Source organism: Paraburkholderia sp. EB58, from assembly GCF_050436665.1.
GTDB lineage: Bacteria > Pseudomonadota > Gammaproteobacteria > Burkholderiales > Burkholderiaceae > Paraburkholderia.
Genome location: NZ_JBNDMQ010000004.1, coordinates 22,914 through 48,735, shown reverse-complemented (window position 1 = coordinate 48,735; position 25,822 = coordinate 22,914). Strand labels below are relative to the sequence as shown.

Annotated in this window: 25 protein-coding genes and 1 pseudogene; 18 read left to right on the top strand and 8 right to left on the bottom strand. The window is 62.7% G+C overall.

What is annotated here, in order from left to right; genetic code table 11:
* Nucleotide 1 precedes the first annotated feature (1 nt).
* From P3T40_RS07415 to phnG, 4 genes are read right to left on the bottom strand one after another with little or no spacing between them, the layout of a single operon-like run.
* Nucleotides 2–919 carry an alpha-D-ribose 1-methylphosphonate 5-phosphate C-P-lyase PhnJ gene (locus tag P3T40_RS07415; protein ID WP_429267040.1) on the bottom strand — a complete coding sequence of 306 codons (918 nt, stop codon included), beginning with the start codon at nucleotides 917–919 and terminating at the stop codon, nucleotides 2–4.
* The gene (locus P3T40_RS07410) at nucleotides 916–2,112 is read right to left on the bottom strand and encodes a carbon-phosphorus lyase complex subunit PhnI (RefSeq protein WP_429267039.1); all 1,197 of its coding nucleotides are present in this window, start codon (nucleotides 2,110–2,112) and stop codon (nucleotides 916–918) included. The genes P3T40_RS07415 and P3T40_RS07410 overlap by 4 nt, the downstream gene beginning before the upstream one ends.
* Nucleotides 2,112–2,738, bottom strand: coding sequence for a phosphonate C-P lyase system protein PhnH (gene phnH / locus P3T40_RS07405; RefSeq protein WP_429267038.1), 627 nt, complete (start codon nucleotides 2,736–2,738; stop codon nucleotides 2,112–2,114). The genes P3T40_RS07410 and phnH overlap by 1 nt, the downstream gene beginning before the upstream one ends.
* Nucleotides 2,739–2,761: 23 nt before the next feature.
* Nucleotides 2,762–3,244 (bottom strand): phosphonate C-P lyase system protein PhnG, encoded by a 483-nt coding sequence (gene phnG, locus P3T40_RS07400; protein ID WP_429267037.1) that lies wholly within the window; start codon nucleotides 3,242–3,244, stop codon nucleotides 2,762–2,764.
* 178 nt (nucleotides 3,245–3,422) lie between these two features.
* On the opposite strand from phnG, the gene phnF reads away from it, so the two are divergent.
* From phnF to P3T40_RS07380, 4 genes are all read left to right on the top strand, one after another.
* Nucleotides 3,423–4,181, top strand: a complete 759-nt coding sequence (phnF, locus tag P3T40_RS07395) for a phosphonate metabolism transcriptional regulator PhnF (protein ID WP_429267036.1) — start codon at nucleotides 3,423–3,425, stop codon at nucleotides 4,179–4,181.
* Nucleotides 4,178–4,930: a DUF1045 domain-containing protein gene (locus tag P3T40_RS07390; protein ID WP_429267035.1), complete on the top strand. Its 753-nt coding sequence runs from the start codon at nucleotides 4,178–4,180 to the stop codon at nucleotides 4,928–4,930. Before phnF ends, P3T40_RS07390 begins: the two co-directional genes overlap by 4 nt.
* Nucleotides 4,927–5,484 (top strand): phosphonate metabolism protein/1,5-bisphosphokinase (PRPP-forming) PhnN, encoded by a 558-nt coding sequence (gene phnN, locus P3T40_RS07385; protein WP_429267034.1) that lies wholly within the window; start codon nucleotides 4,927–4,929, stop codon nucleotides 5,482–5,484. The genes P3T40_RS07390 and phnN overlap by 4 nt, the downstream gene beginning before the upstream one ends.
* A gap of 106 nt (nucleotides 5,485–5,590) precedes the next feature.
* Nucleotides 5,591–6,793 carry a M20 aminoacylase family protein gene (locus P3T40_RS07380; RefSeq protein ID WP_429267033.1) on the top strand — a complete coding sequence of 401 codons (1,203 nt, stop codon included), beginning with the start codon at nucleotides 5,591–5,593 and terminating at the stop codon, nucleotides 6,791–6,793.
* Between the two features lie 74 nt (nucleotides 6,794–6,867).
* Here P3T40_RS07380 and P3T40_RS07375 read toward each other — a convergent pair whose 3' ends face one another.
* Nucleotides 6,868–7,701 carry an IclR family transcriptional regulator gene (locus P3T40_RS07375; protein ID WP_429267032.1) on the bottom strand — a complete coding sequence of 278 codons (834 nt, stop codon included), beginning with the start codon at nucleotides 7,699–7,701 and terminating at the stop codon, nucleotides 6,868–6,870.
* Nucleotides 7,702–8,033: 332 nt separating this feature from the next.
* Here P3T40_RS07375 and P3T40_RS07370 point away from each other — a divergent pair, with 332 nt between their 5' ends.
* The 8 genes from P3T40_RS07370 to P3T40_RS07335 all read left to right on the top strand — a co-directional run bounded on the left by P3T40_RS07370 (nucleotide 8,034) and on the right by P3T40_RS07335 (nucleotide 16,353).
* Nucleotides 8,034–8,738 (top strand): FadR/GntR family transcriptional regulator, encoded by a 705-nt coding sequence (locus P3T40_RS07370; RefSeq protein ID WP_429267031.1) that lies wholly within the window; start codon nucleotides 8,034–8,036, stop codon nucleotides 8,736–8,738.
* 92 nt (nucleotides 8,739–8,830) lie between these two features.
* A complete protein-coding gene (ltnD, locus tag P3T40_RS07365; protein ID WP_429267030.1) occupies nucleotides 8,831–9,724 on the top strand; it encodes an L-threonate dehydrogenase in 894 nt (297 codons plus the stop codon).
* A 13-nt stretch (nucleotides 9,725–9,737) separates the two neighbouring features.
* Entirely contained in the window at nucleotides 9,738–11,108 is a 1,371-nt protein-coding gene (otnK, locus tag P3T40_RS07360) for a 3-oxo-tetronate kinase (protein WP_429267029.1), read from the top strand.
* Nucleotides 11,105–11,761 carry an aldolase gene (locus tag P3T40_RS07355; RefSeq protein WP_429267028.1) on the top strand — a complete coding sequence of 219 codons (657 nt, stop codon included), beginning with the start codon at nucleotides 11,105–11,107 and terminating at the stop codon, nucleotides 11,759–11,761. Before otnK ends, P3T40_RS07355 begins: the two co-directional genes overlap by 4 nt.
* A 32-nt stretch (nucleotides 11,762–11,793) precedes the next feature.
* Nucleotides 11,794–12,582, top strand: a complete 789-nt coding sequence (gene otnI, locus P3T40_RS07350; protein ID WP_429267027.1) for a 2-oxo-tetronate isomerase — start codon at nucleotides 11,794–11,796, stop codon at nucleotides 12,580–12,582.
* A gap of 100 nt (nucleotides 12,583–12,682) precedes the next feature.
* The gene (gene denD / locus P3T40_RS07345; protein WP_429267026.1) at nucleotides 12,683–13,666 is read left to right on the top strand and encodes a D-erythronate dehydrogenase; all 984 of its coding nucleotides are present in this window, start codon (nucleotides 12,683–12,685) and stop codon (nucleotides 13,664–13,666) included.
* Nucleotides 13,667–14,107: 441 nt separating this feature from the next.
* Nucleotides 14,108–15,310, top strand: coding sequence for a 3-oxoadipyl-CoA thiolase (gene pcaF, locus P3T40_RS07340; protein ID WP_429267025.1), 1,203 nt, complete (start codon nucleotides 14,108–14,110; stop codon nucleotides 15,308–15,310).
* A gap of 458 nt (nucleotides 15,311–15,768) precedes the next feature.
* On the top strand, nucleotides 15,769–16,353 hold the full coding sequence (locus tag P3T40_RS07335) for a hypothetical protein (protein WP_429267024.1): 585 nt from the start codon (nucleotides 15,769–15,771) through the stop codon (nucleotides 16,351–16,353).
* 46 nt (nucleotides 16,354–16,399) lie between these two features.
* Here P3T40_RS07335 and P3T40_RS07330 read toward each other — a convergent pair.
* A pseudogene (locus P3T40_RS07330) lies at nucleotides 16,400–17,050 on the bottom strand (patatin-like phospholipase family protein); the annotation flags it as partial.
* Nucleotides 17,051–17,257: 207 nt separating this feature from the next.
* Between P3T40_RS07330 and P3T40_RS07325 the strand changes: the two are divergent.
* The 4 genes from P3T40_RS07325 (at nucleotide 17,258) to P3T40_RS07310 (ending at nucleotide 20,122) form a co-directional block, all read left to right on the top strand.
* The gene (locus tag P3T40_RS07325; RefSeq protein WP_429267023.1) at nucleotides 17,258–17,797 is read left to right on the top strand and encodes a sigma-70 family RNA polymerase sigma factor; all 540 of its coding nucleotides are present in this window, start codon (nucleotides 17,258–17,260) and stop codon (nucleotides 17,795–17,797) included.
* Nucleotides 17,797–18,630 carry an anti-sigma factor family protein gene (locus P3T40_RS07320; protein ID WP_429267022.1) on the top strand — a complete coding sequence of 278 codons (834 nt, stop codon included), beginning with the start codon at nucleotides 17,797–17,799 and terminating at the stop codon, nucleotides 18,628–18,630. The genes P3T40_RS07325 and P3T40_RS07320 overlap by 1 nt, the downstream gene beginning before the upstream one ends.
* Nucleotides 18,631–18,795: 165 nt before the next feature.
* Nucleotides 18,796–19,740 carry a metallophosphoesterase family protein gene (locus tag P3T40_RS07315; RefSeq protein ID WP_429267021.1) on the top strand — a complete coding sequence of 315 codons (945 nt, stop codon included), beginning with the start codon at nucleotides 18,796–18,798 and terminating at the stop codon, nucleotides 19,738–19,740.
* 37 nt (nucleotides 19,741–19,777) lie between these two features.
* Nucleotides 19,778–20,122 carry a cupredoxin domain-containing protein gene (locus tag P3T40_RS07310; protein ID WP_429267020.1) on the top strand — a complete coding sequence of 115 codons (345 nt, stop codon included), beginning with the start codon at nucleotides 19,778–19,780 and terminating at the stop codon, nucleotides 20,120–20,122.
* Between the two features lie 20 nt (nucleotides 20,123–20,142).
* Here the strand turns inward: P3T40_RS07310 and P3T40_RS07305 are convergent, their stop codons facing one another.
* Nucleotides 20,143–21,741, bottom strand: coding sequence for an EAL domain-containing protein (locus P3T40_RS07305; protein WP_429267019.1), 1,599 nt, complete (start codon nucleotides 21,739–21,741; stop codon nucleotides 20,143–20,145).
* A 198-nt stretch (nucleotides 21,742–21,939) separates the two neighbouring features.
* Between P3T40_RS07305 and P3T40_RS07300 the strand changes: the two genes are divergently transcribed.
* Complete coding sequence (locus P3T40_RS07300) at nucleotides 21,940–22,272, top strand: DUF2322 family protein (RefSeq protein WP_429267018.1); 333 nt, start codon at nucleotides 21,940–21,942, stop codon at nucleotides 22,270–22,272.
* A 174-nt stretch (nucleotides 22,273–22,446) separates the two neighbouring features.
* Here P3T40_RS07300 and P3T40_RS07295 read toward each other — a convergent pair whose 3' ends face one another.
* Entirely contained in the window at nucleotides 22,447–23,370 is a 924-nt protein-coding gene (locus P3T40_RS07295; RefSeq protein ID WP_429267017.1) for a LysR family transcriptional regulator, read from the bottom strand.
* A gap of 140 nt (nucleotides 23,371–23,510) precedes the next feature.
* On the opposite strand from P3T40_RS07295, the gene metE reads away from it, so the two are divergent.
* Entirely contained in the window at nucleotides 23,511–25,805 is a 2,295-nt protein-coding gene (metE, locus tag P3T40_RS07290; protein ID WP_429267016.1) for a 5-methyltetrahydropteroyltriglutamate--homocysteine S-methyltransferase, read from the top strand.
* The last annotated feature ends 17 nt before the right edge of the window (nucleotides 25,806–25,822 follow it).

The following is a 25,822-nucleotide window of genomic DNA, read 5'->3' as shown; positions in this document are numbered from 1 at the left end:
GTCATGCGGATTCTCCTTCAGCGATTGCACCGGTCTCGTCTGCCTGCTGTTCGCGCCGGTCGTGACAGTAGTCGCTATCCGAGCAGACGAACATGCGCTTGCCCGCATCGTCGACGATCATTTCGTCGAGGAAGCTTTCTTTCGATCCGCACAGCGCGCAGGCGTGTTCCCAGCGCTGGATTTCGAACGGATGATCGTCGAAGTCGAGACTGCGCACCTTCGTGTACGGCGGAATCGCATGGATGCGCCGTTCGCGCCCGGCGCCGAACAACTGCAGCGCGGGGTTCATATGCATCTTCGGGTTGTCGAACTTCGGGATCGGCGAGGGCGAGCTCAGATAGCGCTCGTTGACGATCACCGGATAGTCGTAGGTGGTGGCGATACCGCCGTGATGCACGATGTCTTCATAGAGCTTCACGCTGATGAGGCCGTAGTCGGCCAGCGCATGCAACTTCTTGGTTTCGGCGGTGCGCGGTTCGAGCCGGAACAAGGGCTCAGGCATCGGCACCTGGTAGACGAGAATCTGCTTGTCGGTGAGCGGCGTCTCGGGAATCCGGTGACGCGTCTGCACGATCGTCGCTTCCGAGGTGCGGCGCGTCGTCGCCACGCCGGTGGTACGTGCAAAGAAGCGGCGGATATTGACCGCGTTGGTGGTTTCGTCCGAACCCTGGTCGATCACCTTTAGCGTGTCGCTACGGCCAATGATTGCTGCGGTCACCTGAATACCGCCTGTGCCCCAGCCGAACGGCAACGGCATTTCGCGCGAAGCGAACGGCACCTGATAACCCGGCACCGCGACCGCTTTCAGCAGCGAGCGGCGGATCATCCGCTTGGTCTGTTCGTCGAGATAGGCGAAGTTGTAGCCTTCAGCCGCGCTGTCGTACGGTGCGCTGGCCAGTTGAGTGTCGGGCGCGTTCATGCCGCTTGCTCCTCTTGATCGTGGCCGGTGTGCGGTTGCGAGGCTTGCGTCGCCTCGACCGCGTCGGGCGTATGTGCGGTTTGTGCCGTTTGCGCAGCATGGTCCGCACGCAAGCGCCGCACGAGTTCGAGTTCGGCCTGGAAGTCGACGTAGTGGGGCAGTTTCAGATGCTGCACGAAACCGGACGCTTCGACGTTATCGCTATGCGACAGCATGAATTCAATGTCCTGGGTCGGCGACGCCAGCGTTTCGCCGAGTTCTTCGGCACGCAGCGCGCGGTCCACCAGTGCCATCGCCATCGCCTTGCGTTCCGAATGGCCGAAGGCGAGGCCGTAGCCTTGCGTGAAGGTGGGCGGCACTTCGGTGCTGCCGGCGAACTGGTTGATCATCTGGCATTCGGTAATGTCGATCTCACCGATTTCCACCGCTTCACCGAGTTCGTCGAGTTCCATCTCGACCGTCACCGAGCCGAAACGGATCTCGCCCGCGAACGGATGCGAATTTGCGTAACCGCGCTGCGTTGCATAGCCCATCGCCAGCAAAAAGCCTTCGTCGCCGCGCGCCAGATTCTGCAAACGCGTTGCGCGGCTCGCCGGAAACGCGAGCGGCTCGCGCGTGAGGTCGCCGGGTTCGGGCGTGCCGGTCAGCGGCGTTTCCTGTTCGATCAGGCCTTCCTTGTTGAGCAGCGTCACCACACGCGGCATGGCTTCAGGGGGCTCCTGAAGCGCAGCACGCGGTTGTTGTGCAGCGTGGCCGCTTGTCGAGTCGCCGCCGTTGGCCTGCGCTTCAGCCATCAGCTTGAAATCGAGCAGACGCTGCGTGTAATCGTAAGTCGCACCAAGCAACTGCCCACCCGGGAGGTCCTTGAACGTCGCCGAGATGCGGCGTTCGACCACCATGGTTTCGCTATCGAGCGGCTGCGTGTAGCCGAAACGCGGCAATGTCGTGCGATACGCGCGCAGCAGGAAGATCGCTTCCACCAGATCGCCGGCGGCCTGTTTGATCGCAAGCGCTGCGAGATCTTCGTCGTACACCGAACCTTCGGTCATCACGCGGGCCACCGAAAGACGCAACTGCTCGCGGATTTGCCCCACGCTCAACTCGGCGAGCCGCGGATCGCCGCGGCGCGACTTGTCGAGCAGACGCCACGATGCTTCGATCGCGTGTTCTCCACCCTTGACGGCTACGTACATCAGTTCACCTTTGCTTGAGTTGTGCGTGGCAGGCCGATCAGCTTGCTGCCGCAGACGAGATAGCAATCGATGCCGCATGGAAACAGCGGCGCGAGGGTGGCGCGATCGCGCCAGAAATGTTCAGGCAGACCGACCGGCGAGATGGTGGCGGTGTGCTCGATGCCGGGGCCGCTCAGTACGATCTGCGGTCCACCGCTCAGTGCCTCGACACGGATCAGCATGGTCACCGACTGCTCCGGCGTTTCCGCCGCGCCGAGCGAAAAGTGCTCGAGTTCCGGCATCAACGCGGCGTCATGGATATAGGCAAACGCAGCGTCATGCACGTCGTCGACGAGCGGTGCGCCGGTATGAAAGCGCAGCGCCGAAGCCAATGCTGCATCCGGCTGCGCGAGCCACACGGGCGTCGAGTAATCGCACAACGTAAGGAGTGCCGCCAATGCAGCCAGATCGGCGCGCGAGCGATGCGTGCCCGTTGCTTGCGACGCCGGCAGGACGTGCTCCACCACTCCAACCGTGCCCGGCCGCGACAACGCATCGAGCAGTGTGCGGAACACCGCCTGAGTGTCGTGGACCGGATCGGTAAAGCCCGGTGCCAGCGTGGAAAGGGCAATCTGTGAGGGATTCATCGCGTTTTTCGTCAGGTTGTCCATCAGTCGCCCCGCACCATCGTGAAGAATTCGACGCGCGTCGAAGCGGCTTCTTGCCGGCGCGTTGCCCGCTGCGCGGCGAGCTGGGCGGCGAGCGGCTCGATCAGTTGACCGTGCAGATGCGCATGCTGCTCCGGCAATTGCAGCAGCGCGTCGGCGAGTGCCGCCAGTTCGGCGCGGCGACGGTCGCGGCCCAGATGGCAGGCGACGCCGACTGGCGCGTGCTCGGCCGGGCTGCGCAAGCGCAGCGTGGCGCGGGTCACGGTTGCTTCGCCGAGATTGAAAGCGTCGCCGCTACCGCCGATGCGTCCGCGCACCATGGCGAGGCCGGTTTCGGGCGGCCGCAGCCAGTCGAATTCAGGCGGGCTGGCACCCTCCAGCGCCTGGCTCAGTGCGGCTTCGAGTTCGGCGCGCGGCGTGTGCGCCAGTACGGCCATCCATGCGCGCCGCATGGCGGAGGAAGGCGAGGCGGAAGAGGCACTCATCGGGGTTCCTGTTATTCCAGCGAGTCATCATTTGACCATCTATTCATCTAAACGTCTAGACGTTTGGAGGTAAAGTGGTTGTGTCTGCAGCGCGCTCGTGTTTTCATATTTCCATCACGGCTTGCGCACTACAATGCACGTCACAACGAATATTTGAACCGAAGGGAATGACAGCACCATGACATCGAACGACACCGCTACGCCAGGCACACAGCTTGAACGGGGCGCGGGCGTTGCCGTGTGGCGGCAAATCGAGCAGATCCTCGCTGCCGAGATTGCGGCGAGCGGCTTCGGCGCAGAAGGACGCCTGCCGAGCGAAGGCGAACTGGCCAAGCGCTTCGACGTCAACCGTCATACTGTGCGGCGCGCCATGCTGGGTCTTGCCGCGCTTGGCCTCGTGAGTGTGGAGCAGGGGCGTGGCACGTTCGTGCAACCGGGCGCAATCGACTATTCGATCGGCCGTCGCACGCGCTTTACCGAGAATCTGCGCCAGCAGCATCATGCGACGGCCGGGGCGATGTTGTCGGCGGCGCGGGTAAAGGCCGAACCGAACGTCGCCAAGGCGCTGGGCGTGCGTGCCGGCGCGCCGGTTTACCGGATCGAGACGATACATGAATCGGACGGCGTGCCGCTGACCTTTGCGCGCAGCTGGTATCCGGCCGCGCGTTTTCCGGATCTGCCCGACGTACTGGAGCGCACTGGCGGCATCACCAAGGCGCTGGCTGAATTAGGCGTGTCCGACTATCTGCGCAAGTGGAGCCGTATCGGCAGCGTGCTGCCCGAGCCCGAAGTGGCGCGGCGCCTGAATATCAACCGGCAGCAGCCGGTGTTGTGGGTCGAGAACGTCGACGTCGATCTGGAAGGCGTGCCGGTCAAATACGGCATCACGCACTTCGCCGCGGATCGCGTGCAACTGATGGTGGAAAACGACGTATGAGCAGCGCGACCAAAGTAGTGAACGAAGCGCTCGAGTGGTCTGCCGAAGCGCGTTTCGCGGTGTATTACGCGCCGTCACGCGATTCCGCCTGGTGGCGAGCGGGCTCCGAATGGCTCGGCGGCGATGTGGAGAGCGGTGTGCCGTACACGCCGCCGCAACCGCCAACGTTGGTGCGCGCAGTGAGTGAGCTCACGAAAGCGCCGCGCCGTTATGGCTGGCATGGCACGCTGGTCGCTCCCTTTCGACTCGCTGACGGCGTGACACCCCTCGCCGTGCTGGATGACGCACGTGGCTGGGCGCAGCAGCAAGCGCCCTTTAATTTGCCGGTGGAAGCCGCGACGCTTGGCGATTTCGTCGCGCTGCGGCCGGCCGCGTCCGAAGGCGAAGCCGCCATGCGGGAGCTTGCAGCCAGCGCGCTGCGCACGCTCGGCGGGCTGCGGGCCAAGCCATCCTCCGCAGATCTGGCACGCCGGCTGGCTGCGCCGCTGACGGAGCGCCAGCGGACCTTGCTGATCGAGTGGGGCTATCCGTACGTCTTCGACGAATTCCGTTTTCACATGACGCTATCGAGCTCGCTCGAAGCCGCGGATGAGCGCGCCGCGCTGGTCGCGTGGTGGCACGACAGGATTGCCGGACTCGGCCCGCTGGTGGTCGACAGTGCAGCGCTGTTTGTCGAACCGGCGCCGGGCGAGCCCTTCGTGCTGTGGCAGCGCCTGCCGTTTCAGACTGGGGGAGTGGCGCAACAATGAATGGCCGTTTGATCTATGTGATGGGCCCGTCCGGCGCGGGCAAGGATTCACTGCTGGGTTTTGCGCGCGACCGCCTCAAGGCTGAACCCATCCTGTTTGCGCATCGCTACATTACGCGGCCGAGCGGCAATGGCGAAGCGCATGTCGAACTGACCGTTGAGGAATTTGAGGTGCGCTGCGCGCTCGGTCTCTTTGCGCTTGAGTGGTCGAGTCATGGCCTGCGTTATGGCATTGGCATCGAAATCGATGCGTGGCTCGAGCGTGGCTGTACGGTGGTGATCAACGGCTCGCGCCAGCATCTGGAGCAAACGCTCAGACGCTATCCGGCGGTCGATGTGGTCCATATCGACGCGGCGCCCCATGTACTCGAAGCGCGGCTCGGCGCGCGCGCCCGCGAAAGCGCGGAACAGGTGGCGGCACGCCTCGCGCGGCGCGCGCCGTTCTCGTTGCCCGATGGGGTTCACCTCACCACTATCGACAATTCCGGCGCACTCGAAGACGCTGGCCGCGCATTCGTCGAGGTAGTGCGCGGCGCGGTTGCCTTCGGGCTGTGACGGCGCCGCTATAGCGACGGTTTGCGTGCCGCGTGCTGCGACGGTATTGCTATAGTGTTCTCCTGTTCGCGGCGCTGTCCGCGGCGTCACCCATTCGGAGTCCACGATGAGCGAAGCATCCCATCCTGCCGGCCATTTCACCGAGGTCGAGCATCTGGCGCCCGCGGCCGAGCACCTGCGCGAAATCCGCCACCACATTCACCATCACCCGGAGCTGGCCTACGAAGAGGTCGCGACTGCGGCGCTGGTGGCGGACAAGCTTGAGCAATGGGGCTGGCAGGTGACGCGCGGAGTGGGGCGTACCGGCGTGGTTGGCACGCTCAAGGTGGGCGACGGCACGCGCAGCATCGGGATTCGCGCGGACATGGACGCGCTGCCGATCATCGAACAGACCGGCCTGCCGTATGCAAGCGGCACCCACGGCAAGATGCACGCCTGCGGCCACGACGGTCACACCACCATGCTGCTCGGCGCGGCAGAGCATCTGGCGAAGACGCGCCGGTTCTCGGGCACGGTGCATCTGTATTTCCAGCCCGCTGAAGAAAGCGGGATCGATAGCGGTGCGAAGAAGATGATCGAAGACGGTCTGTTCGAACGCTTTCCTTGCGACGCCGTGTTCGGCGTGCACAACCATCCGGGTGCGGAGCCAGGCGTGCTCCTGTTCCGCAAGGGGCCGTTCATGTCGGCGGGCGACAAGGCGATCATCACCATCGAAGGCGTAGGCGGGCATGCGGCGCGTCCGCAACTGACGATCGATCCGGTCGTGGTGGCGGCGAGCATCGTGATGGCTTTGCAGACCATCGTGGCGCGCAATGTCGATCCGTCGCAACCGGCCGTTGTGACCGTCGGTTCGATGCACGTGGGCACCGCTAACAACGTGATTTCCAGCACGGCCAAACTCGAATTGAGCATACGTTCGTTTAGCCCGGAGATCCGCGCGCTGCTGAAAAAACGCGTCATCGAGCTGGCTGAGAGCCAGGCGCAGAGTTATGGCGCCAAGGCACTCGTCGAGTATATCGAGGGCTATCCAGTGGTGGTCAACTCGGATGCGGAAACAGAGTTCGCAATCGAAGTCGCCCGCGAGCTGGTGGGCGACGACAAGGTGGTCGCGCAAACCGACATTCTGATGGGCAGCGAAGACTTCGCGTTCATGCTGCAAAAGCGGCCCGGCACGTTTCTGCGCATCGGCAACGGCGTGGGCGAGGACGCCTGCATGGTGCACAACCCGCACTACGATTTCAACGACCGCAATCTGACCGTCGGCGCGGCGTACTGGACACGGCTCGTCGAGCGCTATCTGGGGCAGTGACGCGGCGACCGGACCGGTGGTTGCGTACGCAACTAACTATCAGGAAGGAAGACGCATGATGCGGCGCCCCATCTTCAACCGCGCCGCGCCACCAGATCCGACACATTCTGCGCCGCTTGCTGTAGCGGCTCCAGAAACGCTTTCACCATCTGCTTGGCCGAATTGCGCTGGGCATTGCCGCTGATATTCATCGCGGCGATCACACGCCCTTGCCGGTTGCGGATCGGCGCGGACAGCGAAATCAAGCCGCCTTCCAGTTCCTGATCGACGATTGCCCACCCTTGGCGTTGCACCTGGGCGAGCACCTTCTTCAACTCTTCCTTGTCGGTGACCGTGCGTGGCGTGTGGGCGTATAACGGCGTCGAGCCGAGCGTGGCGTCGAGCGTCTCGTCGTCGAGCGCGGCCAAAAGCACACGGCCCATCGAGGTGCAATACGCCGGCAGACGGCTGCCGATCGACAGGTTGATGGTCATGATCTTGTGGGTCGGCACGCGCAGCACATAGACGATCTCGGTGCGATCGAGCACAGCCGCCGAAACGCTCTCGTGGACGTGCGCCGAAAGTTCTTCCATCACCGGTTCGGCGAGATTCCAGAACGGCATCGAGGTCAGATACGCGAAGCCGAGGTCGAGAATCTTCGGCGTGAGGCGGAACAGGCGCCCCTCCGTTTCGACATAACCGAGCGTCTGCAAGGTCAGCAGAATGCGCCGTGCCCCCGCCCGCGTGAGACCGGTGGCGGCGGCGACGTCGGTGAGCGTCTGTTCGGGACGCTCCGCGTTGAACGCACGGATCACCGCGAGACCGCGTGCAAACGACTGCACATAGGAATCACCCGGTTTGTCCGGTGCGTCCGTGGCGTCGGGAGCGCTGGCTGGATCGGCAGGAGACGCTTGGGGGGCTTTGCTCATGGGCCTTTTTAGATATGCATGGGGTAACAGGGCGCGCCACCGGCGCGGGCTACCGGTTGGCGCCGCGAGTCAAGGTCGCCGCTGCGCGGGCCAGCCTACGAGCCGGCGCAGAAAGCCGTGAAGATAGCTTATGCCTTGCGTTTCGCCAACCTCGCCGATTTTGTATCTTGCCTGGCGCTTGGCCAGACGCGGGTTCTGAAGAAGATAGATCGGCCTCGAGCCGTCCACCAACAAAAGACGACAGCGCGGACGGCATACCCAGGGTTTTTGTCGATGCCGAACGTGGTCATAATTTGTATGATGACCCGATAACATGATCAATTGAGAGCAGCATGTTCGAAAAGATTCCCGTCCGCGCACTCAGCGACACGGTCGCGCAGCAATTGCTCACGCAGATCGACAAGGGCACCTTCGCGCGGGGTGGCAAGCTGCCGACCGAAGCCGTGCTGGCGGAGCAGTTCGGCGTAAGCCGCACGGTGATCCGCGAGGCGATTTCGCGCCTGAAGAACGAGGGCGTGGTGGAGCCGCGCCAGGGCAGCGGAGTGTTCATCGCGGCACACGGCGCGATCCGGCCGCTGCGCATCGACTACGCGGAAGCGGTCGAAGCCGGCTCGGTGTTGCAGATCCTCGCGCTGCGCCGGGCGATTGAGGCCGAGGTGGCCTCCGAGGCCGCGACGCGGCGCAGCGACGCGGACATGGTGTCGATTGACGCCGCCCTCGCCAGGATCGACGAGGCAGTGGCCGTTGGCCACGACGGGGTCGCCGAGGACGTGGCGTTTCATCGCGCGATCGCCGTGGCCACGGGCAATCCGTATTTCCTCAAGACACTGGCGTTCCTGAATCAGTACCTCGAAGCGGGGACCGTCGTTACGCGGCGCAACGAGGCGCTGCGCGAGGACTTTTCGCGCGAGGTGCGCGAAGAGCATGCGGCGATTGTCGCCGCGATCCGCGCGGGCGATCCGATGGCAGCGCGCAACGCCGCCCGCACGCATATGTACAACGCCGCGCGCCGTCTGGCGGAAGCCGGCATTTGCTGAGCCGTGAGACGTTTAAGCTGGGCCTGGCCTCAGTGCTTGGTCACCGGTAGCGCGGCGACGTCGAACCCTACGAATCTCATCCGGAGTAGAGCATGTCCAGAAATGTTGGAGTCATCGGCCTCGGTGCAATGGGGCTCGGCGTGGCCCGCTCGTTGTTGCGGGCAGGCTTTCGTGTGCACGCGTGCGATCTGCGCAGCACCGTGCTGGAGAGTTTCGCCGCGGACGGTGGTGTCGCCTGTGCGAACCCGGCTGAACTGGGCGCGCAATGCGAGGTTGTCATCACGCTGGTGGTCAATGCGGCACAGACCGAAGCGGTGCTGTTCGGCGAGCAGGGCGCGGTGGCCAGCATGAAGCCGGGCGGCGTGGTGATTGCCAGTGCCACCGTGTCGCCTGATTTCGCCATCGAACTCGGCCAGCGTATCGAGGCGGCCGGCTTGCAGATGCTCGACGCGCCCGTCTCCGGTGGCGCGGCGCGTGCCGCCTCCGGCGAGATGACCATGATGACCGCGGGTCCGGCTGCGGCCTATGCCGCCTGCGAGGAGGTACTCGCAGGGATGGCCGGCAAGGTCTACCGGCTGGGCGCCGCGCATGGCATCGGCTCGAAAGTGAAGATCATCAACCAGTTGCTCGCGGGCGTGCATATCGCGGCCGCTGCGGAAGCGATGGCGCTCGGCTTGCGCGAGGGCGTCGACGCCGAGTCGCTATACGACGTGATCACGCATAGCGCCGGCAATTCCTGGATGTTCGAAAACCGCGTGCCGCACATCCTCAAAGGGGACTACACGCCGCTCTCGGCGGTCGATATCTTCGTCAAGGACCTCGGCCTCGTGCTCGATACCGCGCGCCGTTCGAAATTCCCGTTGCCGCTCTCTGCCGCCGCGCATCAGATGTTCATGATGGCGTCATCGGCAGGGCATGGCGGCGAGGACGACTCGGCAGTGATCAAGATTTTCCCCGGCATCGAGGTGCCGGCGGCGAAGTCGTAGCCGGAGCGCTGACATGACGATTTCATCCCCGCGGCCGTTGCTGGGCTGCATTGCCGACGATTTCACCGGGGCGACAGATCTGGCCAATATGCTGGTGCGCGGCGGCATGCGCACGGTTCAGACCATCGGCGTGCCTTCTTCAGATGAACCGGTAGAGGCCGATGCACTGGTGGTGGCGCTGAAATCGCGCACCATCCCCGCCGCTGATGCGGTGGCGCAATCGCTTGCCGCGCTCAACTGGTTGCGCGCGCAAGGGTGTCGCCAATTCTTCTTCAAGTACTGCTCGACATTCGATTCGACGGATGCGGGCAACATCGGGCCGGTTGCGGATGCGTTGCTCGATGTGCTTTCGGGCTCGGATCCTGGCGCGGGCCCTACTTCTGCAGCTTCTGCGTTGGGCGTTTCCAGCGAGGCCGATACCAGCGTTGAAGCCTTCACGATCGCCTGTCCCGCATTCCCCGAGAACGGCCGCACGATCTATCGCGGTCATCTCTTCGTCGGTGACATATTGCTCAACGAGTCGGGCATGGAGAACCACCCGCTCACACCGATGAAGGACGCGAATCTGGTGCGCGTCTTGCAGCGGCAGACCGCATCGAAGGTGGGACTCGTGCGGTATGACAGTGTGGCGCAGGGTACGGCGGCAGTGCGTGAGAGGTTCGACGCCCTGCGGCGCGAGGGAGTGCGCATGGCGATTGCCGACGCGCTCTCCGACGCCGATCTGCACACGCTCGGTGAGGCCTGCGCAGATCTCAAGCTGATCACGGGCGGCTCCGGTATCGCAATCGGTTTGCCGGCGAACTTTCGCCGCGCCGGGTTGCTGTCCGGGACAGCGGACGCGGGTCAGTTGCCGCCGGTTAATGGCCTATCGGTCGTTCTGGCGGGCAGCGCCTCGAAAGCGACCAACGCGCAGGTAGCGGCCTGGCGCGAAAGCCGGCCTGCGTTCCGGATCGATCCGCTGGCGGCCGCGCGCGGTGAGCCGGTGGTCGAACAGGCGCTCGCGTTTGCGCGCGAGCACTTCACCAACCAACAACCGGTGCTGATCTACGCAACCGCGACGCCCGACGAAGTCAAGGCGGTGCAGCGCGAACTCGGCGTCGAACAGGCGGGACATCTGGTTGAAAGCACACTCGCGGCCATCGCGCGCGGCCTGCGCGAGCTGGGCGTGCGCAAGTTCGTCGTGGCCGGTGGCGAGACCTCGGGCGCCGTGGTACAGGCGCTCGAGGTGCATACGCTGCGTATCGGCGCGCAGATCGATCCAGGTGTGCCCGCCACCGCGACCACCGGCGATGACCCGCTTGCGCTCGCGCTCAAGTCCGGCAACTTCGGTGCGACCGATTTCTTTGCCAAGGCGCTGCGTCATCTCGACGGGGCGGCATCATGAGCTTAGGAATCCATATTGGTGATGAAGCCAGGATCCGCGAGGAGATTTGCATCACAGGGGCGAGTTTGTACCAACGTGGCTATACAGTGGGCAGCGCAGGCAATATCAGCGCACGCCTCGACGACGGCTGGCTTATCACTCCAACAGACGCGTGCGTCGGGCGCCTCGATCCGACTGATATTGCCAAGGTCGATCTGGCGGGCAATGCGGTGTCGGGCGGCAAGCCGTCGAAGACGCTGGCGTTGCATCGCGGCATCTACGCTCGCAACGCGCAAACCCGTGGCATCGTGCATACCCATTCGACGCATCTGGTTGCCTTGACCCTGGCCGGTGTGTGGAGCGAGACCGACGTGTTGCCGCCGATCACGCCGTACTACGTAATGAAAGTCGGCCACATTCCGCTGATTCGCTACCGGCGGCCGGGCGACCCGCAGGTCGCGGAGCAGATCGCGGCGCTGGCCGACACCGTGCGCGGCGTGCTGCTGGAGCGGCTCGGGCCCGTGGTGTGGGAGCGCTCGGTGGCGCAGGCGTCGTATGCGCTCGAGGAGCTCGAGGAGACTGCGCGCCTGTGGCTGATGACGAACCCGCGTCCGGCACCGCTCGATGCTGCGGCGCTGGATGAGTTGCGCAACGTATTTGGCGCGCGCTGGTAACGCGTGCGTCACGCTTAAAAGGAGTTACTGCAATGCCTCGCTTCGCTGCCAACCTGACCATGATGTACAACGAGCACGGCTTTCTCGAGCGTTTTGCCGCTGCGGCGCAAGACGGCTTCAAAGCCGTGGAGTTTCTGTTCCCCTACGATTTTTCGGCCGCTGAGATCAAGGCGCGTCTCACCGAACACGGCCTGACCCAGACGCTCTTCAATGCGCCTCCGGGTGACTGGGCGGCGGGCGAGCGCGGGATCGCTTCGCTGCCGGGGCGCGAAGACGAGTTCCGCCGCAGCATAGATACCGCGCTCGGCTACACGCGTCAGATCGGCAACCGCAAACTGCATGTGATGGCCGGCTTGATCGCGGCGGACCAGCCGCGCGAGCGGCATCGCGAGGTGTATCTGCGCAACCTGGCGTACGCCGCGCAGACTGCACAGGCCGACGGGATCACTGTAGTGATCGAACCGATCAACACGCGCGATATCCCCGGCTTCTTTCTGAATCGCCAGGACGATGCGCAGTCGATCTGTGCAGAAGTTGGCGCGCCGAATCTGAAGGTGCAATTCGACTGCTATCACTGCCAGATCGTCGAGGGCGATCTGGCGGTCAAGCTGAAACGCGACATGGCGGGCATCGGCCATATTCAGGTTGCTGGTGTCCCTGAGCGGCACGAGCCGGATCTCGGCGAACTGAACTACCCGTACCTGTTCGATCTGATCGACACACTCGACTATGACGGCTGGATCGGCTGCGAATATCGGCCGCGCGCGGGGACGTCGGCGGGGTTGGGCTGGGTTAAGCCTTATTTGCAGAATAACCCCTGAATCGAAGGCCTTCATGCGTGCTGAGACACTCAGACACTCGGTCACGCGCAGATACGGCTACGCACGCCAGGACTAGCAACGATTAAGGACAACGAACATCATGAAAGTACTGATCACCGGCGGCGCAGGGTTTCTCGGTCAGCGCCTCGCACGCGAACTGCTGGCACGCGGCGAACTGAAGGGGCCGGACGGCCAGCCGCAGCCGATCACTGAACTCGTGTTGATGGACGTCGTTGCAGCGAGCGGTTTCAACGGCGACAACCGGGTGCGCGCCGAAGTGGGCGACATCGCTGAGCGCAGTGTGCTCGAGCGTCTGATCGACGACCAAACTTCAGCCATCTTCCATCTGGCGGCGATTGTGAGTGGCCAGGCGGAAGCGGATTTCGACCTCGGCATGCGGATCAATCTCGATGCGTCGCGCCTGCTGCTCGAAACGTGCCGGTTGCGTGGGCACAAGCCGAGGGTCGTGTTCACGAGCTCGGTTGCGGTGTACGGCGGCGATATGCCGGACGTGGTGCGTAACGATACGGCATTGAATCCGCAGTCGTCGTACGGTACGCAAAAGGCGATTGCGGAACTGCTGCTGAGTGACTACACACGGCGCGGTTTCGTCGACGGGCGGGTGTTGCGCTTGCCGACCATCAGCGTACGTCCCGGGAAGCCGAACGCGGCGGCTTCGTCGTTTGCGAGCGGCATCATCCGTGAGCCGCTGAACGGCGAGGCCACCGTTTGTCCGGTGGCGGGCAGCACCCGTTTGTGGCTGTTGTCGCCGCGCAAGGCGATCGCATGCCTGATCGCTGGGCTCGAAGTCGACGCCGCCGCGCTCGGCAACCAGCGTAGGCTAAATCTGCCGGGTATTTCGGTTAGCGTCGACGAGATGGTCGCCGCGCTGCGTGAGGTCGCGGGCGAGGAGGTGGTTAAGCGCATCGAATGGCGACCGGACCCGGGCATTGAGAAGATTGTCGGCAGTTGGCCGGGACGCTGGGACACCACACGCGCGGAGCAACTCGGTTTGACGGGCGAGAAGAGTTTTGCGGACGTGATCCGCAGCTACATCGAGGACGAGCATATTCGCCCCGTTTGATCGGAACGCAACGGCATTCTTCAGATGTTTACCTGTGGTTGCCGGACCCGCGGTGTTACGCATGGCCACCGGCTACGCGCGCGCCGCTATAACGCCCACGCTTAGGCCTCTGGCCGCCATTACCGTTCAGGTATTTCCCTGACGACGGCTAGGCGTGCTTGACACACTTTCCGGAGCACGCCTATCATCGAGCCTGAATGTTCGATATGCGATCCGTTGTTCGTATATCGAACAATCTGGAGCCGGCCGGCGCCCATTCGCTGCTATTCTGCTATGGGCTGCACGGAGTCTGCGTTGGGCAGTGCATCGACTCCGGATAACCCCTTCCGCTCGCCGTGACGGCGTGACCGGGCAAGGCGGCTGTGCTGCGCGACGTGGCGGCCGCGCGCCGGTTCGTTCATGTAGCGCGCAAGCGGCGCAGCATCCAACTGGAGACATCACATGACTGAAGCTTTCCTGTGCGACGCGATTCGCACGCCGATCGGCCGCTATGCGGGTTCGTTGTCGTCGGTGCGGGCCGACGACCTGGGCGCCGTGCCGCTCAAGGCGCTGATGGAGCGTAACAAGGACGTCGACTGGAGCGCCATCGACGACGTGATCTACGGCTGTGCCAACCAGGCCGGCGAGGACAACCGCAATGTTGCGCGCATGTCGCTGCTGCTCGCGGGCTTGCCGGAGGGTGTGCCGGGCTCCACGGTCAATCGTCTGTGCGGTTCGGGTATGGACGCAGTGGGCATTGCCGCGCGCGCGATTAAATCGGGCGAGGCGGCGCTGATGCTGGCGGGCGGTGTCGAAAGCATGAGCCGTGCGCCTTTCGTGATGGGCAAAGCGACCAGCGCGTTTTCGCGCCAGGCCGATATCTTCGATACGACGATTGGCTGGCGTTTCGTCAATCCGCTGATGAAGCAACTTTACGGCGTCGATTCGATGCCGGAAACCGGCGAAAACGTCGCGACCGACTACAAGGTAAGCCGCGCCGATCAGGACGCGTTTGCGCTGCGTAGCCAGCAAAAGGCGGCACGTGCACAGCGCGACGGCACGCTCGCGCAGGAGATCGTCTCCGTGACGATTCCGCAGAAGAAGGGTGATCCGCTGGTGGTGTCGCAAGACGAACACCCGCGTGAGACCAGTATCGAGGCGCTGGCCAAGTTGAAGGGCGTGGTGCGTGCGGACGGCACGGTGACGGCGGGCAACGCCTCGGGCGTGAACGACGGCGCGGCTGCGCTGCTGCTCGCCAACGAAGCGACTGCCAAGCGCTTCGGCCTGACGCCGCGGGCACGCGTGCTCGGTATCGCCACCGCTGGCGTCGCGCCGCGCGTGATGGGGATCGGCCCGGCACCTGCTACGCAAAAGCTGCTGGCTCGCTTGAACATGACCATCGATCAGTTCGATGTGATCGAGTTGAATGAGGCATTTGCGTCGCAGGGGTTGGCGGTGTTGCGCGCATTGGGCGTGGCGGACGACGACGCGCGTGTTAATCCGAATGGCGGCGCGATCGCGCTCGGCCATCCGCTCGGCATGAGCGGTGCGCGGCTCGTGACCACGGCGATGTATCAACTGCAGCGCACGCAAGGGCGTTTCGCGTTGTGTACGATGTGCATCGGTGTTGGCCAAGGCATCGCGATCGCGATCGAGCGCGTTTGAATTTGCGGCGCGGTGTTGAGCGGTAGCTGTTCACTGCGACGCGCGCGGCGCCGTTGAGCGGCGAGGTTGAGCCGCCGCGACACATAGGAATGAAGGATTGAAGCCCCGTTCGCTAGCGAATGGGGCTTTTTTTATCTCAAACATTTCCGTGTGTCCGCCGTCAGTTGGTTTGCAGTGGATTCCCCATTTTATTCATGGCACGACTGATAAAAATTAAATAATCCAGTCAGGATGACGGCGTCATATATTCCGTATGTATTTAATGTCTGACGCATAGCAGATGACGCTTGAGTAGATATAGACTCGCGGTTTTCAGCGTGACGCGTTCAGTCATTGCGCTGATGTTCCTTGAATGGTATTAGTCCGGAAAGACTGTTTTATTCAATGATTCTTTATATGGGCATTTCAGTATTTACCTTGCCGCAGTATTGAATCAGATTATTTCAAGGAGAGCATCAATGAAAGCAGCGACGATAGGGGCAGCTCTGCTGTTGGCGATGACCACCGCGCAACCCGTATGGGCGCAGAACTCACTCGCGGACGCCACACGTGGTGTGGCCACCGCGGTGGAGCCCGTGCATATCAAAGCGGAGATCGTCGGTATCGATCCGGGCATGCGCACTGTGACCTTGCAAGGGCCGGCCGGCCATGTCATTGCCGTGATGGTGAGCCAGCAAGTGGCAGGCTTCGAGAAACTCAAGGTGGGTGACCGGGTCGACGTCCTCTATAAGAACGCATTGCTCGTCAAGGCCGACAAGGTGTCGGGCGGCAACAACGGCATTCGTTCGCGCGTCGACACGCAGGTCTACGCACCGGCTTCGGGTGGCTTCGAATCGGCGCGGCAGATCGAGGTGCTCGCCACCGTGCAGAAAATCGACCACAAGAAGGGACTCGTCACGTTGCGCGGTGCCGCTCAGACGCAGACCTTGCAGGTTGGGCCAGACGTCGATCTCAAGGACGTGAAGGTGGGCGATATGGTTCACGCAGTCTTCGTGTCGGCGGCGGCGGTGCAGATCACCCCGCAGGGCGAGACGACGCAGTAAAAGTGGACCCCGCTGCCCTTTTTCAGCGCGCGACGGATCAGGCTGACGAACCGTTTTCGAGCACGACTTTCTGGCCGGTCTGCAAGTCCGTGGCAATCGCGCAGAACGGGATCGGCAACTCATTGAAGGAGGCATTGCCCGGCACCGCGGCGGTCCAGTCCTGCAGTAAGGCCTGCAAACGGTTGCCTTGCACGAGTCCGGCCGGTAGCCTGAAACCGTTGCTGCCAAAGCCTAAGGAGAGGCTGCCTGCGTATAACTGCTCGTCCTCGCGTTGCGATTGCGGCAGATCGGCGCGCTCGGTTACGTCGAAGGCGATATCGGCCAGATTGACCTGCGCGAGACGCCTTTCCATTTCCTGCGCGGTCATGCCGCTCGCATACAGGCCGCCGACCACCGAGCCCATGCTGGTGGCCGCGATACAGTCGATTGGAATGCGGTTTTCTTCGAGCACCTTCAGTACACCCAGGTGCGCGTAGCCCCGTGCGCCGCCGCCGGACAGCACGAGACCGACTGCGGGACGGCCGTCCGGTCCGGCGTGAGGCGTACAGGCCGCGTCTGCTGCATGGGCGGATTCCACAAAGGCAAGCAGTCCGAATACCAGCAGCGCGGCGGCGCAATGCAGGCGGTCTGTTGCTTGGCTGGGCCTTATATATGCCGCTTTTTCTGATTTTGTCAGGCTCGCCAACACTCGGATCATCCGCTTCACGACTTTAGGAAAAACCGAGAGGTTACATGGTTTTACTTTCAACTTGCGTCACAATGCGTGGTGGGAGGGGCGCCGGTTGCGGGTATCCGCTTGTCAGGCAAAGTGAGGCGGGTCGATTCGACCGTCCGGGAATAAAAACGCTCTGCCTGCAGTCTTATCAATGTCGGTCACGGATAGGGGCACCGCAGGGATTTAACAATGGCCGATCCAATCATCGCGAAGCGCTTCGAGGCGCTCGTCTTGCCGCACATGAATTCGGCCTTCAACGTCGCGCGTTGGCTGACGCATAACGACCAGGACGCCCAGGACGTCGTCCAGGAGGCGTATCTGCGCGCGTTTCGTTATTTTGGCGGGTTCCGCGGCGAGGACGCCCGCGCCTGGCTATTGAGCATCGTGCGCAACACGTTTTACACCTGGCTTCAGCAGAACCGGGAGCATGCAGCGGAAACCACGGAGTTCGAGGAAGACGTGCATAGTCTCGAGGCCGATGGTGCGGGGCACGACGACAGCCCGGAAGCGACGCTGATTCGCAGCCAGAGCCGCAAGCGGGTGCACAACGCGCTCTCGAGCTTGCGTCTGGAATACCGGGAGGTGGTGGTGCTGCGTGAGCTGGAAGAGTTGTCATACAAGGAAATCGCCGTCATCGTGGGTATCCCGATGGGGACGGTGATGTCTCGCCTCGGCCGCGGCCGCCAGCAACTTGCGGCGCTGCTCGCGCCGACGGATCAGGAGGCGTGATGGATCACGAACAGGCGTTTGAATTTCTGCCGGGTTATATCGACGAGGAACTGAGTTTGTCCGAGTCGCTCGAATTCGAGCGTCATCTGGCCGGTTGCGAGCAGTGCAAGCGCGCTTATGAGCAGCAGCGTCAAGTTAGTGCGCAACTGCGGCAAAACGATTTGCGGATGAATGCGCCGCCGGAACTGGTGAAACGGATCCGGGCAGCGCTCCCGGTGCAGCGCTCGCTGTGGCAGCGATTGAGCGAGCGCTTTAGCGGAGTCGCTGGATTCGGCGGCATGAGCGTGGCGGGTGGCACGGGTGGCACTGCTGGCGCTCGTGGAACGCTGGGCTGGGCGCCCGTCGGCGCGATGGTGGTGAGTCTGGTGGCGTTGACCTGGAGTGCGGGGCTCTACCTCTCGACGCCGTCCGGCGATACGCACCTGACCGAGGAACTGGTGGACAGTCATGTGCGGTCGTTACAGTTCGATCACCTGTATGACGTGATTTCGACGGACCGCCACACGGTCAAGCCATGGTTCGACGGCAAGATCGACTTTGCACCGCCGGTGATCGACCTCGCGCAGCAAGGTTATCCGCTGGTGGGTGGCCGGCTCGATTACCTGAACGGGCGAGCAGTCGCGGTGATGGTCTATCGCTACAAGCTGCATCCGATCAACCTGTATGTCTGGCCGGGCAGCGATGCGGGTGCAACGCCGCATATCTACGAGCGGCAGGGCTATCACCTCGCGCACTGGAGTGCCGCAGGGATGAACTACTGGGCCATTACCGATGCCGGTGAAACCGAACTCAATGGCTTCATTACGGATCTGCGGGCGCATCCTGCTTCGTAGCGCGTGCAGCGGAGCGCTCTTGCTTGCCAGGCGAGGCTCCGCTGATAAATACCGGTAAAACAGGGAATAAACCGGATATCGCTACAGTCTCCTCATTGAATCCAGTCAGGAATCTCGCCGGATGGTCCGGCGGACGATCTCCTGAACTTCAATCGTGAGGTCACCATGTCGTCAGATCTTCCATCCGATCCGTCGCGCCGCGGCGCGCTGAAGTGTCTCGCCTTCGGCGGCGTGGGCACTGTGTTTGTCCTGGCAGGCGGTATTCTTACTCCAGTGGAGCTTGCGCTTGCCGCCAGCACTAAGGATTCCTCTGCGGTTTCGGGCGTGCCACTCTTCCTGCAGATCAGCGACACTCACATCGGCTTCAACAAGGAGGCCAATCCGGATGTGGCGGGCACGCTCAAGCAGACCATCGATTTCGTCAATGCCATGCCGGTCAAGCCCGCGCTGACGATTCACACAGGCGACATCACGCATCTTTCGAAACCGGAGCAGTTCGATCTAGCGGCCCAGTTGTTGTCAGGTCTGAATATCACCGAGCTGCATACGGTACCGGGCGAGCACGACGTGACCGACGGCCCCGGCGCTGAATACTTCAGTCGTTTCGGCAAGGCGTCGGACAACAAAGGCTATTACAGCTTTGACCATAATGGTGTGCACTTTATTGGCCTCGTGAACGTCATGCATTTCAAGCCGAACGGTTTGGGCGGCCTCGGCGACGACCAGCTCGAGTGGCTTGAGAACGACCTGAAGGGCCGCTCGTCGAGCACACCGATCGTTGTGTTTGCGCATATGCCCATGTGGACGATCTACGAGCCATGGGGTTGGGGGACCGGCGACGCGGGTCAGGCGATGAGCTATCTGAAGCGCTTCGGCTCGGTCACGGTGCTCAACGGGCACATTCATCAGATCGTCTCTAAGGTCGAGGGCAATATCACCTTCCATACGGCGCGTTCCACCGCCTATCCGCAACCGACCGCCGGCAACGGGCCTGGACCCATGCCGTTGACCGTGGCGAGCGATCAGCTACCGCGGATGCTCGGCGTGACCAGTATCAAGATCATGCACCATCCGCTCAAGGCCACGCTGGACGACACCACGCTCGTTTGAATCGATACATTTAATTGATTGGAAAGGGAAAAGCATCATGATCAGGACTGCTATTAGACGCGCGTTGATCGTCAATCTCGGAGCGATGCTGTTGATGGCCGCGTCAGCCGGCTTTCAGGTTGCCCAGGCTGAGGAAGCGAATGCCGTCGTCATCAAGAACTTTATGTTCTCGCCGATGGCGGTCACCGTTAAAGCAGGGACGACGGTGACGTGGAAGAATCTCGATGGCGAACCGCATACGGTGGTCAACGACGCGGGGCTGTTTCGTTCTGCTGCGCTCGATCAGAATGAGACTTTTCAGTTCAAGTTCGATAAGCCGGGGGTGTACAACATTTTCTGCGGTATTCACCCGAATATGAAGGCGACGATTACTGTTCAGTAGCAGAGGGCCGCAGCGTGTCATTACGAATGCGCGTAGAGACCTGCTTTCTGCTTCTCCGCCAGTTCGTTTGCGCGCAGCGGCCGCTGATACAGATAGCCCTGGCCGAACGGTACGCCGACGTCGCGCAGTGCACGATGCTGCGCTTCCGTCTCCACGCCCTCGGCGATCACGAGGAGCCCAAAGTGTCGTGCGACGGACACGATTCCTTTGATCAGTTCGACGCCGCCCGTATCCACCTGCGACACGAATTGCCCGTCGATCTTCACGAAGTCGAATGGAAAACGGCTGAGCAGATCGAGGTTGCTGTGCTGCGTGCCAAAGTCGTCGATGGCGAAGCGAACGCCGTGCGCCTTGAGTGTCTCGAAGATCTCCATGATCCGAGGACTTTTGTTCAGTAGAAAGCGTTCGGTAAGTTCCAGCACCAGGCTGACGCCCTCAGGCAGTCCATCGTTCGCCGCCAGCACTTCGGTCACGAAGCTTCTGCGTTCGAGGTCACGTGGTGCGATGTTGACCGCAATGCGCAACGGCCGCGTTGGCATGTGCGCGCTCATTTCCGCCGCCGCCGTACGCAGGGTAAAGCGCGTGACATCGGCGAGCAGCGCGCTGGACTCGACTTCGATCATGAACACGGCGGGGCTGATGGTCCCCCACTTCGGATGATGCCAGCGTAACAGCGCTTCGACGCCCACCGTAGCGCGGCTGGCGATGTCGACAATCGGCTGATACACGACATACAGTTCGCCCTGCCGCAAGCCGCGCCGCACCGCGGCGAGCAGCAGACGACGCGGTGCGAACGTGAGGAGATACACAGCTGCAAGCAGCGCATTCACAAGCACGCCGATTCCGCCAAACAGCAGTCCGTACTTCCAGCGCATCTGCGAGACGAACTCCGGCGAAGCGGACAGCTCGATCGAAAACGGCCACGTGCCGGATGCCACGCGGGTGGTCTCAGAGGGGGGCGGCTCGCTGGCCGCCACAAAGGTGCCGTCGTCCGTAAGACGCCCAACGCCCGCCATCGACAAGGCGGTTTGCCGCGCGCCGTAACGGACGCCGTGCGCGAGCAGGTCGGCAATGTACTCGCCCTCGATGATGTACAGAACACCAAGGCGGTCGCTCGTGGCATGGTACAGGGCGAGGACCGGCACATCTGGCTGAAATTGCGTCCCGGGGAGAAGCTTGATGCTCACGGGCGCGCCAGGCTTGTATCGATAGCTCGAAAGAGGCACGTCGATCGCTCCGAGGGCGGATGAGCAATACAGGCGCCCATCTTCGACGAGCGTGATCACTCGCACGTAGGTCACGTAGGTCTGCAATTCCGACAACTGGCGCTCTACCTGCGCGCATGGGCGCCCAGCCAGGGCCGCTAATTCGGCCCCACGCCGCGATATCACGTTGTTGAGGATGCGGTCGACCGACATGGCGAGTTCGCTGCCTATCAACCGCTGGCGTGCGTCGACGGTGCGCGTGGCGTACTGCGCGCCGGCCAGCACAGAGCCGAGCAGGATCAGAACGCCGCAAACGAGCGCCGCGAGTTGCCACAGGCGCGGTGCGATGCCGCTCCAGGCGGGTGCCGACGCGGTGGATTCGGCAGGCGATGTCTTGTCGGCGGCGTTCGACATGTCTTGACTGGCAACGCGGCAGGAAGGAGAGCGGCCCATCTCAGGCGAGCGCGCGCAACAACTGGCGCGGACTTTTGATCGGATGAATATAGCACGCGCGTTTTGGCTAAGGTATGCGCCGCGCTCGGCGCGTGCGCACAACCCTATCGGATAAAATAGCGCCCGTCATGCAACTTCCCGAACCGATGGAGTATTTCAGTGATTCAACCGAGCAACGTATTCAAGGACAACCTCGCGCAGCTGCCCGCCATTGACGGTATCGAGCGCGTCGATCTGGTCGACGGCAAGGGCGCCGTGGTGGCCAGCATCGAGAACAAGCCGGGCAAACAGGGCTCGCTGGCCGTGTACCACTATCTGCGGCAAACTTTCGGCACGCTCGACGCCAAGGCGGCCGAACATGGCCTCGCAGTGTTCGCCGAGCACACGGCCGACGCGCGCAATCGTCCGGGTGCGCACCCGAACGTCGACCACCTGCTCGCGATCGTGGCTGGCGGGCAGGCGCTGCGCATCGATGTCGTTGCGGCCGCTTGAGCACCGCTTTCATCGCAAGACACACAAATAGCCTGTCAGACCTGCGCGTCGTAGGCAGGCTGGTCGATGTCGGCTAGAAGAGCAGGACCGGTTGGCTGCCAGCCGCCCCAGCCGATGTCGAGTTGACCAGACCAGATCGCTGATCCGGGGCCCGTGACGGCACGGGACGCCTCATCAATCGAGGCCGGACAGCAGTTCGATGCTATCAAGTTGCGCGGCGCAGATGTCGCGCACAATCGATACGAAATCGTCGAAGTAGGGCCGGCCAGCGGTACCTTTGGGCGCGATCGCATACAGCTCGCTCCACAGGCCGTCCGCGCCCACGCGTTTTGCCAGCACATAGTCGTGGTCGACGTAGTTCTTCAATCCCCAGTTGGGCAATGCCGCGATGCCCCTGCGGCTTGCCACCAGTTGCATGATCGCGATGGTCAGTTCGGCGGTCCGGCGCTCGAGCCGGATGCCGGACGGTTCCAGCACTTCGCGAATCAGGTCGATGCGTGATTCAGGAACCGGGTAGGTGATGAGCGTCTCACCGCGCAGATCTTCGGGATTCACGCGCCGCTTGTTGCGCAGACGGTGTTCGTTGGCGATTACCACCTGCATCTCGAACCTGAAGAGCGGCGCAATGTCCAGATTGCGCCGGGTGGCGGGCTTTGAGCCGATCACCACGTCCGCTTTCCCGTCCTTCAGAAGCCTCATCGGGTCGGCGTGAAAGCCGGCGACCAGATCGACCTCGACCTCCGGCCAGCGGCGTCGAAATTCGTCCATGACCGGCATCAGCCAGTCGAAGCACGTATGGCACTCCAGCACGATTCGAAGTTCACCGCGAACTTCTCCCTTCAGGCGAACCAGGTCCCGCTCGGCAGTAGCCACTGCGGCCACGGTCTCGCGCGCGAGCGCCAGTAGGCGCTCGCCTGCCACCGTAAAGCGCAGACCTTGCCGGGTGCGCTCGAACAGGGACACCTCGTATTGCGCCTCCATGTCGCGAATCTGGTGCGACAGCGCAGACTGACTGAGATTGACACGCTCGGCGGCGGTGACCAGCTTGCCCGAATCGGCGATGGCGATCAGCGATCGCAGATGACGCAGTTCAAGCATGGTGCTGCCTTGGGAGGCCACAAGCCGCTGGGTGAGTGATATGGGTGATATGAATGTGGCTCATACGATAATGAAAACATGTCGCTTGATGAATCATAGCGCGACTCTCAAACTGTGCGCCATTCAGTCAAGGATCCGCTATGGCTCGCACTCACATACATGGTTTTCCGCGCATCGGCGCCCATCGCGAACTCAAGTTTGCCCAGGAATCGTTCTGGCGCGGCGAGTCCGACGATGCCTATCTGCGCGGCGTCGCGAAGGAGTTGTGCGCCCGTCACTGGGAACAGCAGCGCGCCGCCAGGCTGGACTTCGTGACGGTCGGCGATTTCGCGTACTACGACCAGATGCTGAATCTGACTGCGCTCCTCGGCGCTTTGCCTGAGCGCTTCGAATTCGAGCCGATGTCCCTGTCGCTGGCCCAGTACTATGAACTGGCGCGCGGCAACAAGGCTCAGCCGGCGATGGAAATGACCAAGTGGTTCGATACCAACTACCACTACCTCGTGCCGGAACTGGGACCGGAGACGACCTTCAACGGCGGGGTGGACTGGTTTTTCGAGGAGGTCGACGAGGCGCTCGCACTGGATCTGCCGGTCAAGCCCGTGCTGATCGGACCGATCACTTATCTGTGGCTCTCCAAGAGTCAAACACCAGGATTCGACCGGCTGTCGTTGCTGCCGAAGCTCGTGATCCGCTACCTGCGCATTCTAGACAAGCTGCAGCAACGGGGTATCGAGTGGGTGCAGATCGACGAGCCCGCGCTGTGTCTCGATCTCGAAGACGAGTGGCTCGAAGCGTTTTCCGCGGTGTATGACGTGCTGGGCGCATCCGGCGTCAAGGTATTGCTTGCGACGTATTTCGACACCGCCGCCGATCACGCGGCGCGGGTCGCGACGTTACCGGTGCACGGCGTGCATATCGACCTGGTCCGCGCTCCGCAGCAGCTGGATGCATGGCAGAAGACGCTGCCGGCGGACAAGGTGCTGTCGGCCGGCGTGATCGATGGGCGCAATATCTGGCGTGCCGATCTGGGCGAAATCGTCGGCTCGCTGCAGCAGCTTCATGCCGAACGCGGCGAGCGTCTCTGGATTGCGCCGTCCTGCTCACTCCTGCACGTGCCCGTCTCGCTCGCCGCAGAAAAGCGGCTGGATGCCGACGTGAAATCGTGGCTCGCCTTCGCGACCGAAAAGCTCGAGGAAATCGGCACCATCGCTCTCGCGCTACGCGATCCGGCGGCGGCTGAGCCCGCGCTTGCGGCTGCGGACAGAACGCTCGACGCGCGGCGCAGTTCAAGCGCCGTCATGAACGTGCTGGTGCAAAGAAAGGTGGCGGCCGTGACGGACGCAATGGCGAGCCGTAAGAGCCCGTTTGAAGACCGCAGTCGCGTGCAGCGGCATTCCTTGAAGCTGCCGCTGTTGCCGACCACCACCATCGGCTCGTTCCCGCAGACGCCCGCGATCCGCCAGGCGCGTGCCGCCTACAAGCGCGGCGAATTGCGCGCGCTGGACTACCTCGAACGCATGCGTGCGGAAACGGCCACGGTGTTGCGCAAACAGGAGGAACTCGGGCTCGACGTGCTCGTGCACGGCGAGGTGGAACGTAACGACATGGTCGAGTTCTTCGCCGAAAAGCTGTGGGGGTATACGTTCACGGAAAACGGCTGGGTCCAGAACTACGGCTCGCAGTGCGTGAAGCCGCCAATCATTTACGGCGACGTCTATCGTCCCGAAGCGATGATGGTGGATGCGGCGTGTCACGCTCAGTCTTTGACGGACCGGCTCGTAAAAGGCGTACTGACCGGCCCGGTCACCATGCTCGAGTGGTCGTACGTACGTGACGATCAACCGCGTTCAACCACCGCCTTGCAATTGGCGCTGGTGATTCGCGACGAAGTGATCGACCTTGAAAAGGCTGGAATCCGCATCATTCAGATCGACGAACCTGCGTTTCGTGAAGGTTTGCCGCTACGCAAGGCCGATTGGACAGCGTATCTGGAATGGGCGACGCGGGCGTTCAGGATCGCGTCGGGTGGGGTCTCGGATGCCACGCAGATCCATACGCATATGTGCTATTCGGAGTTCAACGACATCTTGCCGTCCATCGCTGCGCTCGACGCGGATGTGATTACAATCGAGACCTCGCGATCGTCGATGGAATTGCTCGACGGCTTCGGCGCGTTCGCCTATCCGAACGGAATCGGCCCCGGCGTATATGACACTCATTCGCCGCGCGTGCCAAGTGTCGAAACGATGCAGCGCTTGCTCGAGAGTGCGTGCGAGGTAATCCCCGCCGAACGCCTGTGGGTCAACCCCGATTGTGGTCTGAAGACGCGCGGCTGGCCGGAGACTGAAGCCGCCCTCACGAACATGATTGCGGCGGCCAGGATGCTGCGGCAAAAGCTCCGGGTGGACCCCCCCGATGCGGCGGCTGCCTGATTGTTTCGCACTGCTCG

What these genes read in the sequence shown, in the direction of transcription:
- P3T40_RS07390 (WP_429267035.1), top strand. Translation starts at nt 4,178, where the DNA reads ATGAGCAGCGCGACCAAAGTAGTGAACGAAGCGCTCGAGTGGTCTGCC.
- phnH (WP_429267038.1), bottom strand. Translation starts at nt 2,738, where the DNA reads ATGAATCCCTCACAGATTGCCCTTTCCACGCTGGCACCGGGCTTTACC.
- P3T40_RS07310 (WP_429267020.1), top strand. Translation starts at nt 19,778, where the DNA reads ATGATCAGGACTGCTATTAGACGCGCGTTGATCGTCAATCTCGGAGCG.
- pcaF (WP_429267025.1), top strand. Translation starts at nt 14,108, where the DNA reads ATGACTGAAGCTTTCCTGTGCGACGCGATTCGCACGCCGATCGGCCGC.
- metE (WP_429267016.1), top strand. Translation starts at nt 23,511, where the DNA reads ATGGCTCGCACTCACATACATGGTTTTCCGCGCATCGGCGCCCATCGC.
- P3T40_RS07325 (WP_429267023.1), top strand. Translation starts at nt 17,258, where the DNA reads ATGGCCGATCCAATCATCGCGAAGCGCTTCGAGGCGCTCGTCTTGCCG.
- ltnD (WP_429267030.1), top strand. Translation starts at nt 8,831, where the DNA reads ATGTCCAGAAATGTTGGAGTCATCGGCCTCGGTGCAATGGGGCTCGGC.
- P3T40_RS07370 (WP_429267031.1), top strand. Translation starts at nt 8,034, where the DNA reads ATGTTCGAAAAGATTCCCGTCCGCGCACTCAGCGACACGGTCGCGCAG.
- P3T40_RS07380 (WP_429267033.1), top strand. Translation starts at nt 5,591, where the DNA reads ATGAGCGAAGCATCCCATCCTGCCGGCCATTTCACCGAGGTCGAGCAT.
- P3T40_RS07410 (WP_429267039.1), bottom strand. Translation starts at nt 2,112, where the DNA reads ATGTACGTAGCCGTCAAGGGTGGAGAACACGCGATCGAAGCATCGTGG.
- P3T40_RS07375 (WP_429267032.1), bottom strand. Translation starts at nt 7,701, where the DNA reads ATGAGCAAAGCCCCCCAAGCGTCTCCTGCCGATCCAGCCAGCGCTCCC.
- P3T40_RS07415 (WP_429267040.1), bottom strand. Translation starts at nt 919, where the DNA reads ATGAACGCGCCCGACACTCAACTGGCCAGCGCACCGTACGACAGCGCG.
- P3T40_RS07355 (WP_429267028.1), top strand. Translation starts at nt 11,105, where the DNA reads ATGAGCTTAGGAATCCATATTGGTGATGAAGCCAGGATCCGCGAGGAG.
- phnN (WP_429267034.1), top strand. Translation starts at nt 4,927, where the DNA reads ATGAATGGCCGTTTGATCTATGTGATGGGCCCGTCCGGCGCGGGCAAG.
- otnK (WP_429267029.1), top strand. Translation starts at nt 9,738, where the DNA reads ATGACGATTTCATCCCCGCGGCCGTTGCTGGGCTGCATTGCCGACGAT.
- denD (WP_429267026.1), top strand. Translation starts at nt 12,683, where the DNA reads ATGAAAGTACTGATCACCGGCGGCGCAGGGTTTCTCGGTCAGCGCCTC.
- phnG (WP_429267037.1), bottom strand. Translation starts at nt 3,244, where the DNA reads ATGAGTGCCTCTTCCGCCTCGCCTTCCTCCGCCATGCGGCGCGCATGG.
- P3T40_RS07315 (WP_429267021.1), top strand. Translation starts at nt 18,796, where the DNA reads ATGTCGTCAGATCTTCCATCCGATCCGTCGCGCCGCGGCGCGCTGAAG.
- P3T40_RS07320 (WP_429267022.1), top strand. Translation starts at nt 17,797, where the DNA reads ATGGATCACGAACAGGCGTTTGAATTTCTGCCGGGTTATATCGACGAG.
- otnI (WP_429267027.1), top strand. Translation starts at nt 11,794, where the DNA reads ATGCCTCGCTTCGCTGCCAACCTGACCATGATGTACAACGAGCACGGC.
- P3T40_RS07305 (WP_429267019.1), bottom strand. Translation starts at nt 21,741, where the DNA reads ATGTCGAACGCCGCCGACAAGACATCGCCTGCCGAATCCACCGCGTCG.
- P3T40_RS07295 (WP_429267017.1), bottom strand. Translation starts at nt 23,370, where the DNA reads ATGCTTGAACTGCGTCATCTGCGATCGCTGATCGCCATCGCCGATTCG.
- P3T40_RS07335 (WP_429267024.1), top strand. Translation starts at nt 15,769, where the DNA reads ATGAAAGCAGCGACGATAGGGGCAGCTCTGCTGTTGGCGATGACCACC.
- phnF (WP_429267036.1), top strand. Translation starts at nt 3,423, where the DNA reads ATGACATCGAACGACACCGCTACGCCAGGCACACAGCTTGAACGGGGC.